The following is a 16,512-nucleotide window of genomic DNA, read 5'->3' as shown; positions in this document are numbered from 1 at the left end:
CGAGTTCCTCGCTCGTACTTCCCGCCGCGAGGTGGGCGGCGGTCACGGCAGGACGAGATCTCCGGTGACGGAGCGGACCACGTCGCGGTAGGTGTCGAGGTTGCAGGCCCCGTCGGCGACGGCGCGCTGCCGCTGATACGAGGCCCCACGACGCGGAATGTCCTGCACCGCCGACAGTTCCCGCTCACAGCCGAGCCGCCGCGCGACCGGCGCGAGCCGCTCGAGCAGCTCGTCCAGGTCGTCGGTGACGAGCCGCTCGTTGTTGTCGGCGTCCTGGATGATGATCGCGTCGAGGCCGTAGCGCGCGGCGCGCCACTTGTTCTCCTGAACGTGCCAGGGCGGCAACGTCGGCAGCGTCTCCCCCGCGTCGAGCCGGCCGTCGAGCCACACCACGAGGCTGTGGATCAGCGCGACGATCGACTCGAGTTCCGCGAAGGTGGACACACCGTCGCAGATCCGGACCTCGATGGTGCCGAGGTGGCACGCGGGACGGATGTCCCACCGGATCTCGTTGAGGTGGTCGATGATCCCGGTGGTCTTCTGGTCGTGCACGAAGCGCTCGAACTCGCTCCACCGCTCGAACTGGAAGGGCAGCCCGGCGGTGGGCAGCTGCTGGAACATCATGGCCCGGGTGCTGGCGTAGCCGGTGTCGTGACCGCCCCACATCGGGGAGCTCGCGGACAGGGCCAGGAGGTGCGGGTACTGGTTGAGCAGCGCCGAGATGATGGGCAGCACCTTGTCGCGGTGGTTGACCCCCACGTGCACGTGCACGCCCCAGATCAGCATCTGCCGGCCCCACCACTGGGTGCGGGCGATCAGCTCGTCGTATCGCGGGTTGTCGGTGAGCTGCTGGGCGTTCCACTGCGCGAAGGGGTGGGTGCCCGCGCCGAACAGGTCGACGCCCATGCCGTCGGCCACGCCGCGCACCACCTGCAGGGTGGAGGCGAGGTCGGCCATCGCCTCAGCGGTGTCGTTGCAGACGCCCGTGACCACCTCGACGGTGTTCTTGAGCATCTCCGAGTGCACTCGGGGGGCGAGGTCCGATCCGGTGGCGCTGACACCGTCGAACAGCTCGCCGGCGCGGCTCACGAGGTCCGCGGTCTCCCGGTCGACGAGGGCGAACTCCCACTCGACGCCGATCGTCGGCCGCGGCGACGCCTCGAAGGCGACGGGCTCGATGGTCAGCCGACCTTGATCACGCCGCAGGCGATGCGGCCGCCCGCGTCTCCGGTGGAGAGCGTCTGGGCGTCGGGGACGGGCTGGCCCGGAACGGCGTTCGCGTACTTGGACGCGGGCACGTTGCCGAAGTTGTCGGCGTCGGCGTGGACCATGAGGGCGGCGCCGCCGCTGTTGCGCTTGAGGTCCGAGAGGCTGAACGAGCTGGTGCTGGTCACCGTCTGGCCGGTGCCGTTGGCGTTGACGTAGATCGACACCAGGTCGCCGCTCGCGGGGTGCTGGGTGCGGCCGCCCACCTGGTAGTGGCCGCCCGCGGAAAGGAAGTCGCCGGGGGCCGTCGGGGCCGCGCCGCCGGTGGCGGGGGCGGTGGAGTTGGGCTCGCACTTGCCGACGCTGTGGATGTGCATGCCGTGGAAGCCCGCCGGGAGGCCGGTCACGCGGACGTCGACGACGACCACGCCGTCCTTCTCGCTGAAGCTGGCCTTGCCGGCGCTGCTGCCGTCGCCCTTGATGAGGGAGGCCTCGGCGGTGCCGCTCGACGGAGTGCCCTCGCCCTCGGAGGCCTTCTCGCCCTCGCCGCCGTGCGCGCCGGGGGCGTTGCTGAGTACGGGTCCCTGCGCGGGCACGGTGCCGCCGGTGACGACCGCGGGGGTGGTCCCGGCGCCCGGGGCGGCCGGCTCCTCGTTGGTGGTGCAGCCGGTCAAGGCGAGTGCCGCCACCGGGAGGATCGCAATGGGGGCGAGGGACCAACGCTTCGTCATCGACGACTCCTTATGCAACGGCTACCTGTGCTGAGCTTGCGCAAATCATATCCGGGGTCGCACACACCGTCGCGGACAGGACCCGATTCGTCCCGCCACATGCGGACTCCTACTTGCGGACGACCGCGACGGCGATCTTGCCGCCGCAGGCCTCGAGTCCTCCGGGCCGGGCCGCAACGGCCGAACCGGGGAGCGCCTCGGACACGGCCTTGGCGTTGCTCTCGCCGCCCTCGTCGAAGAAGACGGTGGTGGCGCGCGGCGCCGCGGGGCGAGCCGGCCAGGCGGCGGGGTCCCCGGCGGGTGCGAAGCCCGCCGCGGTGAGCTTCTCGGTGGCGTCGGCCACGGGCGCGCCCTTGACCGCGATCAGGCACACCTCGGGCTTCGCGGCGGCGGACGTCTCGGTGGCCGCGGCCTGCAGCTTCGCCTCCTGGGCGTTGAGCGCGGCATCGGGGTCGTCGTCACGGGTGATGAAGCCGTGCACACCCACGGCGGCGAAGGCTATCGCGAGCGCGACGAGGATCATGATGATCGCCCGAATCGGGATGGCGCGGCTGTTCTGGGTGCTGCTCACAGCATTGAACTCTACAGATCAGGTGATCTCGAAGCCGAGCTTGCGCGCGGCGCGGGCCTTCTGCCGGCTGGCCCGGACCCGGCGCAGGCGCTTGACCAGCATCGGGTCGGCGGCCAGCGCCTCGGGGGTGTCGACCAGCGCGTTCAGCACCTGGTAGTACCGGGTGGCGGAGAGCGAGAAGAGCTCCTTGATCGCGTCCTCCTTGGCACCGGCGTACTTCCACCACTGCCGCTCGAAGGCCAGGATGTCGTGCTCTCGCCTGGTCAGCCCGTCCTCGCCCCGCTCCTGCGCGGGCTGCGCATCGGTATTGACCGTCTTCTGCGCGGCCGCACCGGCGCCCTCCATGCGTTCCCCTCGCATTCGAAATAACACTCTTGTAGTTCAGTGCAATCTAACCACGCTGCCGAGCGCGCCGCCGGGGCTGCGGGGGCGTGTCGCGGATCCGCCGCGGCGGCCGGGTGGGCGCCCGCGCCGCGGCCCCGCTCCCTCGCGCGTGCGGCCGGGCCCTCTCACCGGCTACCTTGTCCCCCATGTCTGTACTCCCCATCGTGATCGTCGGCGACCCGGTGCTGCACTCCCCCACCGAGCCCGTCGTGCTGGACGCCGACGGCCGCCCGTCGACCGAGATCGTGACCCTGCTCGACGACATGTACGAGACGATGGACGTGGCGAACGGCGTCGGCCTGGCGGGCAATCAGGTGGGCCGCTCGCTCCGCCTGTTCGTCTACGACTGCCCCGACGAGGAGACCCGGGAGCGTCGCCGCGGCGAGGTGATCAATCCCGTCCTCACCACCTCGGAGATCCCGGAGACGATGCCGGACCCGGACGACGACTGGGAGGGCTGCCTCTCGGTGCCCGGTGAGTCCTTCCCGACGGGCCGCGCCGACTGGGCCAAGGTCGTCGGCACCGACCGCAACGGCGATCCGGTGGAGATCGAGGGCACGGGCTTCTTCGCGCGCATGCTCCAGCACGAGACCGGCCACCTCGACGGCTACCTCTACACGGACGTGCTCACGGGTCGCTACGCGCGGCAGGCGAAGAAGGCGATCAAGAAGAACGGGTGGGCGGTCCCGGGGCTGACGTGGACGCCCGGCACCGTCGACGATCCGTTCGGCCACTGAGGCACCGATGGCGGCGCCGCAGGCCGGGGACCGGGTGGTCGTGCGCCACCTGCTGCCCGACGGCCGGGCCACCGACGTCGTCGGACACCTCATCGACGGGGGCGACCCGCTGATCGTCGAGCGCGACGGTGCGCGGCACGTGATCGCCCGGGACGCGGTGGTCGCGTTCAAGGCAGTACCGCCGAAGCCGGTGCGCGCGAGCGAGATCCGGTCGTTGGATCTCGCGCGGGCGCGGGGCTGGTGGTCGCTGGAGCGGGAGTGGGTGGACGGCTGGCTGTGCCGGGCCGCACCGGGGCTCACCGGCGACCGCGCGAACTCCGCGGCGCCGCTGCATCCCGACGCGTCGCTCGACCGGCTCGACGGGGTCCGCGCCTGGTACGCCGAACGCCGCCTGCCGGTGCGGCTCTCGACCTCCGATCGCCTGCTCCGCGGCGCACCGGCACTGGCGCGCACCACGGACGTCCTGACGGCCCCCAGCGGCGGCACCGCGGACGCCGGCGTCGTGCTCGCCGCCTCCCCGGGGGCGGACTGGCTGCGGCTGTCCGGTGCCGCCGCAGCGCTGGCCGCCTCGGCGGAGGGCACGGTCGGGTTCGCGTCGATCGTCGAGGACGGGGAGACGGTGGCGACCGCGCGCCTCGCGGTGACGGCGGACGCCGCGGGAACCCAATGGGGCGGGGTGAGCGCGGTGACCGTGGCGGAGCGGCACCGGCGACGGGGCCTCGCGTCACGGATCATGGCGGCGGTCTCCGCACGCGCCGCAGAGGAGGGCGCCGCGCGCCTCTACCTGGAGGTGCTCCAGGACAACCCGGCCGCACACGCCCTGTACGCGGGCCTCGGATTCACCCGGCATCACAGCTACGGCTATTGGACGGACCGGTGACGCACCCGGCGCAGGCGGCCTGGGGAGCCGGTCCGGCCGGGTACCGGCGCTCCGAGGTGAGCGCCGTCATCGGGCACGGCGAGGACACGTTCCGCCGCGCGGCCGCCGCCCTGCTGCGCTGGGGCGTCAAGACGGCCAGCGGTTTCGCGGTGGCGCCCGAGGGCGCCGTGCGGCCCGGCCTGCGGGTCACGGTGACGGCGCGGGTGGCGGGCGTGACGGTGACCGAACCGGTCCAGGTGGTCGACGTGGTCGACACCCCCGAACGGGCCGGGTTCTCCTACCGGACCCTCCCCGGGCATCCCGTGCGCGGCGAGGAGGCGTTCGTCGTGCACCGCGACGGCGACGACGTGGTGCTCACAGTGCGCTCGCTGACCCGGGCGGCGCCGCGCGGATTCTGGCGCGCGGGCTTCCCGGCTCTGCTCGTCGCGCAGCGGGTGGCGCGCCGCCGCTACCTGCGTTCCCTCCGCTGATCGCGCCCGTCAGGTCCGGGCGGCGACGACCACCTCGCCGTACTGCGGGAAACGCGTGACGAAGTCGCGCACATACGTGCAGACGGGGATGACCCTGCGCTTGCGGGCACGCAGGTCGTCGAGGACACCCGACACCAGTGCGCGGGCGAATCCCTGCCTACCGAACTTCTCCATCACCACCGTGTGCAGCAGGATCACGTCGCCGTGGTCGGTGATCTCGTACCCCTCGACGCCGATCAACTCGTCACCCGCCCAGAGTTCGAAGCGATCACGCACCGGGTTGTCGAACAGCCGGAGTTCGTCCGTGAGCGCCAGCGTGGGCGGTGGGACCTCGACCTTGTCTGCCATGAAACACCTCCGTGTGATCCGTGTCACTCCACGGTACGCCGCATGACCGCCGAGAACGTGTTGCCGGGGCACCGTGTCTTCTGCTCAGGAAAATTTCATGATCACGAAGCCGAAAACGCGGCTACCGTGTTCGGGTATGACCCTGATCGCCCGCGGCCTGACGCGGAGCTTCAAGCAGCACGTGGCGGTCGCCGATGCCACGCTCACCCTGACGCCCGGCCGCATCACCGGACTGGTCGGCCCGAACGGCGCGGGCAAGACGACGCTCCTACTCATGCTGGCGGGACTCCTGGAACCGTCCGGCGGGACCATCGAGCTCGACGGTGCGCCGGCCGACCCCGCGTCGCTGCGGCCCCGGATCGGCTGGATGCCGGACGTGTTCGGCACCTGGGACTCGCTGACGCCCACCGAGATCCTCGGGACCTTCGGCCGGCTCTACGGCATGCCGCCGGCGGCCGCGAATGCCCGCGCGCGGGAGTTGCTCGACCAGGTGCACCTCGCCGAGTTCCGGGATCGTCCGGCGCAGGTGCTCTCGCGGGGGCAGAAGCAGCGCCTCGGCTTCGCCCGCGCGATGGTGCACTCGCCGCCGATCCTGCTCCTCGACGAGCCGTCGTCCGGCATGGATCCACGGTCCCGGTACGAGCTGCGGGACTCCCTGCGCGCCTTTGCCTCCGGGGGCGTCGCGGTCCTGGTCTCGTCGCACATCCTGTCCGAGCTCGGGGAGATGGTCGACGACGTGGTGATGATGGCGCGTGGCCGCACCGAGGCTCCGCCCCAGTCCTCGTCGAGCGCGTGGCGCATCCGGCTGGTCGGTGAGCCCGCGGGCGGCGGCAGGCTCCTGCGGTTCGCCTCGGAGTCCGACGCCGCAGCGCATCTCGCGCGCGAGATCGCCGGCGGTGCCTCCGTCGCCGAATTCACGCGCGCCACCAACGCACTCGAGGACTCGTACTTCGCACTGGAGGCCGACCGCACATGAACGGTTTCACGAACTGGTGGCGCACCGTCGGCGTCCTCGTCGGGCTCGAACTGCGCCAGCGCACGCGCGCCACTCGCTGGCGCATCCTGCTCGGCGTCTTCTTCCTCGTGGTGAGCCTCGTGGTGTTCGGCTCGCTCTGGTTCAGTTCGACCACGGGCGGCGACGACGCCTACCGGGACTGGGCCGAGAACCTCTACCTGATCGTGATGGGCTTCGTCGGCTTCCTCGGGCTGGTGATCGCTCCGACGATGACCGCGACGTCCATCAACGGCGACAGGAAGGACGCCACGCTGGCCGTGGTCCAGGCGACGCCCGCGAGCGGCCTGCAACTGGCCGCGGGCAAGCTCCTCGGGGCGTGGATCGCGTCGTGCGCCCTCCTCGCGGTCTCCACCCCCTACCTCGTCTGGGCGATCGCCGAGGCCAACTACCCGGTCGGCTTCTCGATCCTCGGCGTCGTCGTGGTCGCCCTGCTGTTCCTCACCTACTGCGGCATCGGCCTCGGCCTGTCCGCCCTGTTCTCCCGCCCGATCGGCTCCGCGGCGATCACGCAACTCGTCATGCTGTTCCTCCTGATCGGCCTGCCGGTCGTCGCCGTCATGCTGGTTCCCACGACGGAGACGCAGGTGATGGCGAACAGGCCCACCTGGGACTACGACCCGACCGATCAGACGTCCACCTGCCGCGTCGAGATGCGTGAGGTGACGATCCAGCACACGGAGCGGATCTGGTGGATCGTCGCACCGAACCCCGCAGTCGTCCTTGCGGATTCGGCCGCCCAGCGGGACGCCGGCCGGCACGCACGCAGGTCCGGCGAGAACGTCTACGTGGATACGGGCGGCGACGGCCTGCGCCGGCCTCAGGAGTCCGCATTGGGGGCCCTGGCGGGCGGGGTGTCGGAGTTCCGGACGGCGCCCGCCGCGGCCCAGGACCGCGGCTGCCCGGAGAAGCGCTCCGACGACTACCCCCGCTACACCGACTACGACTTCGGCCCGGGGCAGGACACCACCGGCTACCTCGGCCACACCTGGTACCTCGGCCTGCTGGCGAACCTCGCGCTCGGCGGGATCGGGCTGGCGTTCGCCGCCCGGCGGCTGCGGGTGCCCGCGGGGACGCTGCCGCGGGGAGTCCGTATCGCCTGATGACTTCTCCGGTGTGCGTTACGCTCGGTAGTGCACACCACACGGGAGCTCGCTGCAGCGAGCTGAGAGGGCGCCTTATGCGGGCGTCGACCGTACGAACCTGTCCGGGTAATGCCGGCGTAGGGAAGAGGAGTCCCGCATGTCTGTTTCCGCATCCGCACCCGTCTCCACCGTCACGGTCGGCCCGATCGAGGGCTCGGAGAAGGGCTACCGCAATGTCCCGGGGGCCGAGACCACGCTGCGGGTCCCGTTCCGCCGGATCAATCTGACCAACGGCGAGCACCACGACGTGTACGACACGTCGGGCCCGTACACGCAGTACATCGACGAGGGCCGGCTGCACGATCTGCAGGACGGCCTGCCCAAGACGCGCGACGGCTGGTCCCGGCCGGAGGCGGTCGACGGTGCGCGCACCCAGCTCGCCTGGGCCCGCGCCGGGGTGATCACCGACGAGATCCGATTCGTCGCCGCCCGTGAGGGTTTCGATCCCGAGTTCGTTCGCGCGGAGGTCGCGGCGGGCCGAGCGGTGATCCCTGCCAACCACCGCCATCCGGAGCTGGAGCCCGCCATCATCGGCAAGGCCTTCGCGGTGAAGATCAACGCGAACATCGGCAACTCGGCCGTCACCAGCTCCATCGCCGAGGAGGTGGAGAAGATGGTGTGGGCCACCCGCTGGGGCGGCGACACCATCATGGATCTCTCCACCGGCAAGGACATCCACGAGACCCGCGAGTGGATCATGCGGAACTCGCCGGTGCCGGTGGGCACAGTTCCGATCTACCAGGCACTGGAGAAGGTCAAGGGCGATCCGACGAAGCTCACCTGGGAGATCTACCGGGAGACCGTGATCGAACAGTGCGAGCAGGGCGTGGACTACATGACGGTGCACGCGGGTGTGCTGCTGCGCTACGTGCCACTGGCCGCCAACCGGGTCACCGGCATCGTGAGCCGCGGCGGTTCGATCATGGCGGCGTGGTGCCTCGCTCACCACGAGGAGTCGTTCCTGTACACGCACTTCGACGAGCTGTGCGAGATCCTCCGCGAGTACGACGTGACGTTCTCCCTGGGCGACGGGCTGCGCCCCGGCTCCATCGCGGACGCCAACGACGAGGCGCAGTTCGCCGAGCTGCGCACCCTGGGCGAGCTCACCAAGGTCGCGAAATCACATGGTGTGCAGGTGATGATCGAGGGACCGGGGCACGTCCCGATGCACAAGATCGCCGAGAACGTGCGGCTCGAGGAGGAGCTGTGCGAGGAGGCGCCGTTCTACACCCTGGGCCCGCTCGCCACCGACATCGCGCCGGCCTACGACCACATCACCTCCGCGATCGGGGCGGCGATCATCGCGCAGGCCGGTACCGCGATGCTCTGCTATGTGACTCCCAAGGAGCACCTCGGCCTGCCCAACCGGGACGATGTGAAGACGGGTGTCATCACGTACAAGATCGCCGCACACTCGGCCGATCTCGCGAAGGGGCATCCGGGCGCGCAGGCCCGCGACGACGAGCTGTCCAAGGCGCGCTTCGAGTTCCGCTGGGTGGACCAGTTCAACCTGTCGCTGGACCCGGACACGGCGCGCGAATACCACGACGAGACCCTGCCCGCGGAGCCCGCGAAGACGGCGCACTTCTGCTCGATGTGCGGCCCGAAGTTCTGCTCCATGCGGATCAGTGCGGACGTGCGCGCGTACGCCCAGGAGCACAACCTGGTGACACAGGAGGACATCGACGCCAAGCTGGCCGCGGACATGGCGGAGAAGTCGAAGGAGTTCACGGACGCCGGTGGGCGGGTGTACATCCCGCTGGAGACGACGCGGGCGTGAGCACCCCGAGAACGGTGGCGGTCGGCGCACCGTCGACCCTGCCGACCGCGCCGCGGGGTTCCGCGCCGCACCGTGTGCTGACGATCGCGGGGTCGGATTCCGGTGGCGGCGCGGGCATCCAGGCCGATATGCGCACTTTCGCGACGCTGGGGGTGCACGCGTGCGTCGCGATCACGGCGATCACGGTGCAGAACAGCGTGGGGGTACAGGACTTCCGCGAGGTGGACCCCGCGATCGTCGCGGCCCAGATCGACTCGGTCGCAGCCGATATCGGCGTGGAGGCGGCGAAGACCGGCATGCTCGCCTCGACCGCGATCATCGAGGCCGTCGCGGCGGCCGTGGACGCGCAGGGCATCGGCCGCGATCGGGTCGCGCCGCTCGTGGTGGACCCGGTGGCCGCGTCGATGCACGGCGACCCGCTGCTCGCAGCGGAGGCCCTCGACGCGCTGCGCTCAGTGCTGATCCCCCGGGCCACGCTGGTGACGCCGAACCTCGACGAGGTGCGGCTGATCACCGGGATCGACGTGACCGACGCCGATTCCCAGCGCGACGCCGCACACGCCCTGCTCCGCCTCGGCGCCCGCTGGGCGCTGGTGAAGGGCGGGCACCTGCGGGATTCGCCCGAGAGCCCCGACCTGCTCACGGACGGCGCCGAGTACATCGCGTTCACCGCGCCGCGCGTCCCCACGGGGCACGACCACGGCGCCGGCGACACCCTGGCCGCCGCGATCACCGCGGCGCTGGCGCACGGCCGGGCGGTGCCCGAGGCCGTGGAGTTCGGCAAGGCGTGGGTGACGGAGGGCCTGCGCTGGGCCTACCCCCTCGGGGCGGGCCACGGCCCCGTCAACCCCCTGTGGGCCGTGGCCGTGGCCGCCCCCAGCCCCGCCTGACGTGGGCCGCCCCGCGGGTCTAACCTCGACGCATGCAGTACCTGCCCCTGCCCGCAGACGGTGAGCCCCCGGCACGGGTCATGACGATCGCGGGCTCCGATTCCGGTGGCGCCGCGGGGCTGCAGTCCGACCTTCGGACCTTCGCGCTCGCCGGTGTGCACGGCACCAGCGCGGTCACGGCGGTCACGGTGCAGAACAGCCTGGGCGTCACGGGTTTCCATCCCGTTCCGCCGGAGACGGTGGCGGGGCAGATCCGCGCGGTGGTCGCCGACATCGGTGTGGGAGCGGTGAAGACGGGGATGCTGGCGAACGCCGGCATCATCGGCGCGATCGCCGATGCCGCGACGGAGCTGGGGATCGGGACGGCGATCCCGTTCCTGGTGGACCCGGTGTGCGCGTCCCAGCACGGCGATCCACTGCTCTCGCCGGAGGCACTCGACACGCTGCTGCGCCGCCTGTTCCCGCTGGCGTGGGTGGTCACGCCGAACCTCGACGAGGTGCGCCTGATCACGGGCATCGACGTGGTCGACGAGGCCACGCAGCGGGACGCCGCCCGCGCGCTGCACGCCCTCGGCCCGCGGTGGGCGCTGGTCAAGGGCGGCCACCTGCGCACCGCGGTGACGAGCACCGACGTGCTGTACGACGGCGCGGAGTTCCTCGAGTTCGAGGCGCGCCGCATCGATACCTGGCACGATCACGGCGCGGGCGACACCCTCGGGGCCGCAACGGTGTGCGCCCTCGCGCACGGCCGCACGGTGCCCGAGGCGATAGCGTTCGGCAAGGAGTGGGTGACCCGCTCGCTGGCGGCCGCGTATCCGGTGGGTGCCGGGCACGGTCCCGTCAACGCGTCGTGGCGGCTGCGCGCGCCCTCCTGAACCCCGGCAGCCGGTTCATGGCCGTGACGATCAGCGGTAGCGCGAGCACCACGATGATCAGGCGCAGGCTCTGCACCGAGGCGATGAGCGCCATGTCGGCGTCCCCGCTCCCCGCCGCGCTGGCGACCACCGCGTTGATCCCGCCCGGGGTGGTCGCGAGGTAGGCGTCCGCGAGCGAGACGCCGGTGAGCCGGGCGGCTGCCACGGCGAGCAGCGCCACGGCGCCGCACAGCACGACGATGCCGCCCGTGATGGCGGGCAACAGGTTCGCGAGGCGTCCCATCACTTTCCTGTCGACCATGAGCCCGACCTCGAGGCCCACCACGATGAGCAGCATCTCCTTGAACGCGCCCTGCGGTGCGAACCCGCGGGTGAGTCCCGCTCCTCCGACCACGGCGGCCACGAGCATCGGCCCGATGAGGCCGCCGCCGGGGATCCGGAGCCTGCGGCCGAGCCACATCCCGGCGATCGCGAAGACGATGGCGGTGGACAGGCCCGCGACCTGATCGCCGCGGCCCACGATCTGGAAATCGGTGAGCCGCGGGCGGTCGGCCGTTCCGGCCGGGCCGGCGAGGGCGGTCATCACGAACGGCGCGCTGAGGCTCACCAGCAGCACCCGCGAGTACTGCATCACCCCGACCACGTCCTTGCGGGCGTGCAGTTCGTCGCACATCGTGACCACCGCCGACGAGCCGCCGGCCATCAGCCCCAGTGTCGCTGTGCGCTGGTCGAGGCCGGTGATCCAGCGGCTCAGCGCCCACGCGGTCAGCGCCGACAGCGCGATGGTGAGCACCGAGATCCCCAGGAACGGCGCGAGGACCGGGCCCACGGACCGCAGCGCCGCGAGGTTGAGATAGCCGCCCAGCATCACCCCGATGAACGCCTGCGTCCACCGGCTCACCTCGGCGGGGACGGCGATCTCGCGACCGAGCACCAGGCGCAGCGCAGCACCGAGGGCGAGGGCCGCCAGGAGCGACGGCGCCGGCACGCCGAGCAGGCCCGCGGCCTCGGCCAGGAACCAGGCGAGGATCGCGACCGCCGCGTATCGCGGGCCGCGCGCGGTACGCAGCCCGCGCAGGACGCCCGGGCGCGGCGGCGCGGCGCCGGACGGGCCCTCCGTGTCGTCCTCCCGGCGGTCGTCGGCGACGGTCGTTTGCGAGGTCACACCACTTTGTAGCATTGCGAACCATCCGCTCACCAGTGGTGCCGGCGAACGTTCACGAGATGCTCACATATCGGCTATCCTTCTCGACCCCAACGATTTTGGAGTGAGACCCGCGTCACCGTCAGGCGTCCCGGCGCGCGACCACCGTGACCGCCGCGAGCCACAGCAGCCCGATGACCACCACCAGGTAGCCGAACGAGACACCTCCCGGCCAGGGGAAGTCGCCGAACCGGATCCCGATGAAGTTCTCCAGGTTCGACATCGGCAGGTACGGTCCCGCCTCCCGCGTCTGCGGCACCGTGGTGATCACGTTGTCCACCACGAACAGGTAGGCCAGCAGGAGGGTGATCGCCCCCGCCGCGTTCCGCAGCACGGCGCCCACCGCGATGCCGAGGACGGCGCAGAACGCCGCGGCGATCGGGAGGGTCACGTAGGTGCCGGCGCCCTCACCGAACGGGTCGAACGACGGTCCGCCGCCGCCCACCACCGCGAACACGGCGATCGAGAGGACCTCGGCGAGGAGGAAGCCCAGCGCACACACCGACGCCACCACCGCCGTCTTCGCGGTCATCGCCGCCCAGCGGTTGGGCACGGCCAGGAAGGTGGTGCGCATCGTGTTGTACCGGTACTCGGTGGTCACCGAGAGGACCCCGATCACGGTGGACGCCAGCACCGCGATACCCGGGATGCCGGGGAGCCCGCTGAACGGCGCCAGCGCCACGACGACCTCGTTGTCGAGGTCCTCGCCCAGCTTGTTCGTCACGATACCCACCAGGAGCACGATCGCGAGGCCGAGAACCATCGCCCCGGCGAGCAGCCAGCGCGTGGCGCGCACCGTCATGAGTTTCACGACCTCCGCCGCGATCGCCCGCCCGATCATGCGACGCCTCCCTGTCCCCGGTACTCGACCGTCGCCCCGGTCAGTTGCATGAACACCTGTTCCAGCGAGCTCTGTTGCGGCGCCAGCTCGGAGAGTGGCAGTCCCTCGAGTGCCGCGACCTCGCCCACTGCGTCGCTGCTCGCTCCGCGCACCATCAGCACGGTGCGTCCTCCACCGCCCGGGGCCGGCTCGGGGACGGAGCTCACGGCGTATCCGCGGGCGGTGAGCGCGTCCGCGAGCTCGCGGTCGCGGGGGCTGCGCACCCGGACGGAGTGCTCGGAGTTCTGGGCGATGAAGTCGTTCATGGTGCCGTTCCACACCAGATGGCCGCGGCCCACGATCACCACGTCGTCGGCGGTGAGCGACATCTCGGCCAGGAGGTGACTGGAGACGAACACGGTGCGGCCCTGCGCGGCGAGCGATTTCATGAAGGTGCGCACCCACACGATGCCCTCGGGGTCGAGCCCGTTGACCGGCTCGTCGAACATGAGAACCGCCGGGTCCCCGAGCAGTGCTCCGGCGATGCCGAGCCGCTGGGACATGCCCAGCGAGAATCCGCCGGCCCGCTTCCCCGCCACCTCGGACAACCCCACCATGGCCAGGCACTCGTCCGCGCGGCCCGCCGGGAGGCCGCTGGCGACGGCGAGCCACCGCAGGTGGTCGCGCGCGGTGCGGTTGGGGTGCACCCATTTCGCGTCGAGCAGCGCGCCCACCTGGGTGAGGGGCCGGTCGAGCGAGCGGTACTCCCGGCCGCCGATGGTGGCGACCCCGGCCGTGGGCCTGTCGAGCCCGAGGATGCACCGCATCGTCGTCGACTTCCCGGCCCCGTTCGGGCCGAGGAACCCCGTCACCCGGCCCGTGCGCACGGTGAACGAGAGATCGTTCACCGCGCGCACGGCGCCGTACGTCTTGGTCAACCCCGCGACTTCGATCATGGATTCACGCTAGCAATCGTCATCGCACACCGCCGGGACGCCGATCGGCCTAGACTCCGCGTCACGGGGACCGGAGGAGGCCGGGTGAGCGAGGAGAGCACGGGGGAACGCACCGGGACCGTCTTCGGTCCGTACCGGATCGGGCGGCTGCTGGGGCGCGGCGGCATGGGCGAGGTCTACCTGGCGCACGACACCGTCCGCGGGCGCGACGTGGCCCTCAAGCTGCTGCACGGCGCGGCCGCGCAGGATCCGGGATTCCGCGAGCGCTTCACCCACGAGTCGCGGACGGCGGCGCGTCTCGCGGACCCGCACGTCATCCCGATCCACGACTTCGGGGAGATCGACGGCACGCTGTTCCTCGATATGCGCCTGGTGGACGGCGGCAACCTGGCGGAGACGGTGGCCGCCGGGCCCGTGCCCGCCGACCGGGCCGTCGAGCTCGTCGCTCAGATCGCGTCCGCCCTCGACTCCGCCCACACGCAGGGGCTCGTCCACCGGGACGTGAAGCCGGCGAACGTGCAGGTGACCCCGTCGGGCTTCGCGTACCTGCTCGACTTCGGCCTCGTGGTGGGCGACGACGGCGAGCGGCTCACCTCGGCGGGCCTGTTCGTCGGGTCGCAGGCCTACGCCGCGCCCGAGCGGTTCGACGGTGGCGGCGCGACCCCGGCCGGGGACGTCTACTCGCTGGCGTGCATGTTGTTCGAGCTCCTCGTGGGCCGCCCACCGTTCGCGGCGCGGTCCCTCGCGGAGATGATGCGCCACCACATGTTCTCGGCACCGCCGCGCCCGTCGGTGGATTCGCCGGTGCTGGTGCCCGCGGCGCTCGACGCGGTGGTCGCGAAGGGCATGGCCAAGCGCCCCGAGGACCGCTACGCGACGTGCGGCTCGCTGGCCAGGGCCGCGACCGCGGCGCTCACCGGCGGCCCCCGGAGCTGGGGCACCACGACGACGGTGCCGGAGGCGAACCGGCCGACTTTGCCGGTTTCCACGCCGTTCCCCGCGATGCCGCAACACTCGGCGCCGCCCACCTCCGTGCCCCCGCCCGGCGCGCCGCCCGGCCCGCCCGGCCCGGCCGGGTACGCCGGATACGGCGCGGGCGCGCCCGGGTTCGTCGCCGCGACCACGACACCGCCGCAACGCAACCGCGCGCTCATCCCCGTTCTCGCCGCGGTCGTCGTCGCACTGATCGCGGCGATCGCGGTCGGCGTGATGCTCTGGTCGTCCGGGGGCGGAGGCCGGGCGCCGTCGACGGCGGCCTCCCCCACCGGTCCGGAGTCCGCCGCACCGTCGACGCCGACGACGACCCAGTCCCCGCCCCGGGCCGCACAGCCCCCTAACACCACGGCCTGCCCGCCGGATGCGGCGCAGCCGTTCACCGCCGTCGCCGCCGACAACGGCACCGGGGTGCCCGGCGATCCGTACACGTCGTGCGAGTTCGCCCGCGCGATCTTCGACGCCTACCGCGCGAAATACACGGCGCCGCAATCGGGTACCGTCGCGGCCGTGAGCCCGAAGGCGCCGGATCAGGGCCTCATCTCGATGTCGTGCACCGGCGAGACGACCATCGTCACCTGCCGGGGAGGGAACAAGGCGATTGTCCACATCTACTGAGCGGGCGGCGATCCCGGCGGTCCTCCTGGCGGTCGCGCTCGTGACCGGCTGCACATTCGGGGACGGCGGCCGCGCCGCCGATCGCTCCGCGGAGGCCTCGCCTACGACACCGTCGAGCGCGCCGGTCCCGCACTCCTCCTCCGGCCCGTCCGGCACGCCCGCCGGAGCCGACACTGTTCTCGCACAGTCGCTCTCGAAGGTCGACGGTGACGCCTCCGTTGCCGTGGCGGGTGCCGACGGCACCGTCGTCGCCCGGGGCGGGGTCGATGCGGCCGTGGCGTGGTCCACCGTCAAGGTCCCGCTCGTCATGGCCGCCTTGCCGGATGCACCGCCCGGGCAGCAGCCGCAGCCCACCGACCTCATGCGCGCCGCGATCGTCGATTCCGACAACGATGCCGCGGAGCAGATCTGGAGATCGCTGGGGCAACCCGCGGACGCGGGCCGCGCCGTACAGGCCGTGCTGCAGGAGAACGGGGACGCGCGCACCGTCGTCCAGACCCGGCGGGTGCGACCCGAGTACACGGCGTTCGGCCAGACGCAATGGGCCGACGGCGACGCCGCGCGATTCGCGAGCCGGCTGCCCTGCACCCCGGCCGGAAGAGCGACGTTCCAGCTGATGAAACAGGTCGGCGGGAACCAGCAGTGGGGGCTCTACCGGACCGCCGGCGTGGTCGGGGTGAAGGGCGGCTGGGGCCCCGGCGCCGACGGCCGGTACGTGGTGCGCCAGCTCGGAGCGATCACCACACAGCGGGGTACCACCGGCTTCATGCTGACGGTGCGCCCGTCCGACGGTACGCAGGCGTCCGGCCAGGCCGCCCTCACCCGGATCGCGTCGGCGCTCGTCGAGCGCCTCGGAGAACTCCCCACCGGTCAGTGCTGACGTCCGGCTCGG

General features: G+C 71.8%; 18 protein-coding genes and 1 riboswitch. Of the genes, 10 read left to right on the top strand and 8 right to left on the bottom strand.

Features of this window, described 5'->3' with window-relative positions:
* Nucleotides 1-42: 42 nt before the first annotated feature.
* The 4 genes from BN39_RS09015 to BN39_RS09000 all read right to left on the bottom strand — a co-directional run bounded on the left by BN39_RS09015 (nucleotide 43) and on the right by BN39_RS09000 (nucleotide 2,853).
* Nucleotides 43-1,179, bottom strand: a complete 1,137-nt coding sequence (locus BN39_RS09015; RefSeq protein ID WP_051158990.1) for a glutamate--cysteine ligase — start codon at nucleotides 1,177-1,179, stop codon at nucleotides 43-45.
* 2 nt (nucleotides 1,180-1,181) lie between these two features.
* Nucleotides 1,182-1,937, bottom strand: a complete 756-nt coding sequence (locus tag BN39_RS09010; protein ID WP_051158870.1) for a superoxide dismutase family protein — start codon at nucleotides 1,935-1,937, stop codon at nucleotides 1,182-1,184.
* 109 nt (nucleotides 1,938-2,046) lie between these two features.
* Nucleotides 2,047-2,508 carry a LytR C-terminal domain-containing protein gene (locus BN39_RS09005; protein ID WP_019202059.1) on the bottom strand — a complete coding sequence of 154 codons (462 nt, stop codon included), beginning with the start codon at nucleotides 2,506-2,508 and terminating at the stop codon, nucleotides 2,047-2,049.
* A gap of 18 nt (nucleotides 2,509-2,526) precedes the next feature.
* A complete protein-coding gene (locus BN39_RS09000) occupies nucleotides 2,527-2,853 on the bottom strand; it encodes a DUF3263 domain-containing protein (RefSeq protein WP_019202058.1) in 327 nt (108 codons plus the stop codon).
* Between the two features lie 185 nt (nucleotides 2,854-3,038).
* Between BN39_RS09000 and BN39_RS08995 the strand changes: the two genes are divergently transcribed.
* From BN39_RS08995 to BN39_RS08985, 3 genes are read left to right on the top strand one after another with little or no spacing between them, the layout of a single operon-like run.
* Nucleotides 3,039-3,629: a peptide deformylase gene (locus tag BN39_RS08995; RefSeq protein ID WP_040766073.1), complete on the top strand. Its 591-nt coding sequence runs from the start codon at nucleotides 3,039-3,041 to the stop codon at nucleotides 3,627-3,629.
* A gap of 7 nt (nucleotides 3,630-3,636) precedes the next feature.
* Complete coding sequence (locus tag BN39_RS08990) at nucleotides 3,637-4,509, top strand: GNAT family N-acetyltransferase (RefSeq protein ID WP_019202056.1); 873 nt, start codon at nucleotides 3,637-3,639, stop codon at nucleotides 4,507-4,509.
* The gene (locus BN39_RS08985) at nucleotides 4,506-4,979 is read left to right on the top strand and encodes a DUF1990 family protein (RefSeq protein ID WP_019202055.1); all 474 of its coding nucleotides are present in this window, start codon (nucleotides 4,506-4,508) and stop codon (nucleotides 4,977-4,979) included. The genes BN39_RS08990 and BN39_RS08985 overlap by 4 nt, the downstream gene beginning before the upstream one ends.
* A 9-nt stretch (nucleotides 4,980-4,988) precedes the next feature.
* On the opposite strand, the gene BN39_RS08980 is transcribed toward BN39_RS08985, so the two are convergent.
* The gene (locus BN39_RS08980) at nucleotides 4,989-5,327 is read right to left on the bottom strand and encodes a GNAT family N-acetyltransferase (protein WP_019202054.1); all 339 of its coding nucleotides are present in this window, start codon (nucleotides 5,325-5,327) and stop codon (nucleotides 4,989-4,991) included.
* A gap of 136 nt (nucleotides 5,328-5,463) precedes the next feature.
* Here BN39_RS08980 and BN39_RS08975 point away from each other — a divergent pair, with 136 nt between their 5' ends.
* From BN39_RS08975 to thiD (BN39_RS08955), 5 genes are all read left to right on the top strand, one after another.
* A complete protein-coding gene (locus BN39_RS08975) occupies nucleotides 5,464-6,303 on the top strand; it encodes an ABC transporter ATP-binding protein (RefSeq protein ID WP_019202053.1) in 840 nt (279 codons plus the stop codon).
* Nucleotides 6,300-7,442 (top strand): ABC transporter permease, encoded by a 1,143-nt coding sequence (locus tag BN39_RS08970; RefSeq protein ID WP_019202052.1) that lies wholly within the window; start codon nucleotides 6,300-6,302, stop codon nucleotides 7,440-7,442. Before BN39_RS08975 ends, BN39_RS08970 begins: the two co-directional genes overlap by 4 nt.
* Before the next feature lie 31 nt (nucleotides 7,443-7,473).
* Nucleotides 7,474-7,586: riboswitch (TPP riboswitch) on the top strand.
* Entirely contained in the window at nucleotides 7,582-9,264 is a 1,683-nt protein-coding gene (gene thiC, locus BN39_RS08965) for a phosphomethylpyrimidine synthase ThiC (protein ID WP_019202051.1), read from the top strand. (Overlaps the previous riboswitch by 5 nt.)
* Nucleotides 9,261-10,154, top strand: coding sequence for a bifunctional hydroxymethylpyrimidine kinase/phosphomethylpyrimidine kinase (gene thiD, locus BN39_RS08960; protein WP_081585971.1), 894 nt, complete (start codon nucleotides 9,261-9,263; stop codon nucleotides 10,152-10,154). Before thiC ends, thiD (BN39_RS08960) begins: the two co-directional genes overlap by 4 nt.
* Nucleotides 10,155-10,186: 32 nt before the next feature.
* The gene (gene thiD / locus BN39_RS08955; protein WP_019202049.1) at nucleotides 10,187-11,029 is read left to right on the top strand and encodes a bifunctional hydroxymethylpyrimidine kinase/phosphomethylpyrimidine kinase; all 843 of its coding nucleotides are present in this window, start codon (nucleotides 10,187-10,189) and stop codon (nucleotides 11,027-11,029) included.
* Here thiD (BN39_RS08955) and BN39_RS08950 read toward each other — a convergent pair.
* From BN39_RS08950 to BN39_RS08940, 3 genes are all read right to left on the bottom strand, one after another.
* Entirely contained in the window at nucleotides 10,995-12,194 is a 1,200-nt protein-coding gene (locus tag BN39_RS08950) for an AbrB family transcriptional regulator (RefSeq protein WP_019202048.1), read from the bottom strand. The genes thiD (BN39_RS08955) and BN39_RS08950 overlap by 35 nt on opposite strands.
* A gap of 121 nt (nucleotides 12,195-12,315) precedes the next feature.
* Nucleotides 12,316-13,074: an ABC transporter permease gene (locus tag BN39_RS08945; protein ID WP_019202047.1), complete on the bottom strand. Its 759-nt coding sequence runs from the start codon at nucleotides 13,072-13,074 to the stop codon at nucleotides 12,316-12,318.
* Nucleotides 13,071-14,009: an ABC transporter ATP-binding protein gene (locus BN39_RS08940; protein ID WP_019202046.1), complete on the bottom strand. Its 939-nt coding sequence runs from the start codon at nucleotides 14,007-14,009 to the stop codon at nucleotides 13,071-13,073. The genes BN39_RS08945 and BN39_RS08940 overlap by 4 nt, the downstream gene beginning before the upstream one ends.
* A gap of 84 nt (nucleotides 14,010-14,093) precedes the next feature.
* Between BN39_RS08940 and BN39_RS08935 the strand changes: the two genes are divergently transcribed.
* Both BN39_RS08935 and BN39_RS08930 read left to right on the top strand, forming a co-directional pair.
* Entirely contained in the window at nucleotides 14,094-15,620 is a 1,527-nt protein-coding gene (locus BN39_RS08935) for a serine/threonine-protein kinase (RefSeq protein ID WP_019202045.1), read from the top strand.
* Complete coding sequence (locus tag BN39_RS08930; protein WP_148281448.1) at nucleotides 15,604-16,500, top strand: serine hydrolase; 897 nt, start codon at nucleotides 15,604-15,606, stop codon at nucleotides 16,498-16,500. Before BN39_RS08935 ends, BN39_RS08930 begins: the two co-directional genes overlap by 17 nt.
* Nucleotides 16,501-16,512 lie beyond the last annotated feature (12 nt).

This window comes from Tsukamurella sp. 1534 (assembly GCF_000312385.1).
GTDB lineage: Bacteria > Actinomycetota > Actinomycetes > Mycobacteriales > Mycobacteriaceae > Tsukamurella.
Note: the sequence above shows the minus strand (reverse complement) of the source record. Positions and strands in the feature narration are given on the sequence as shown.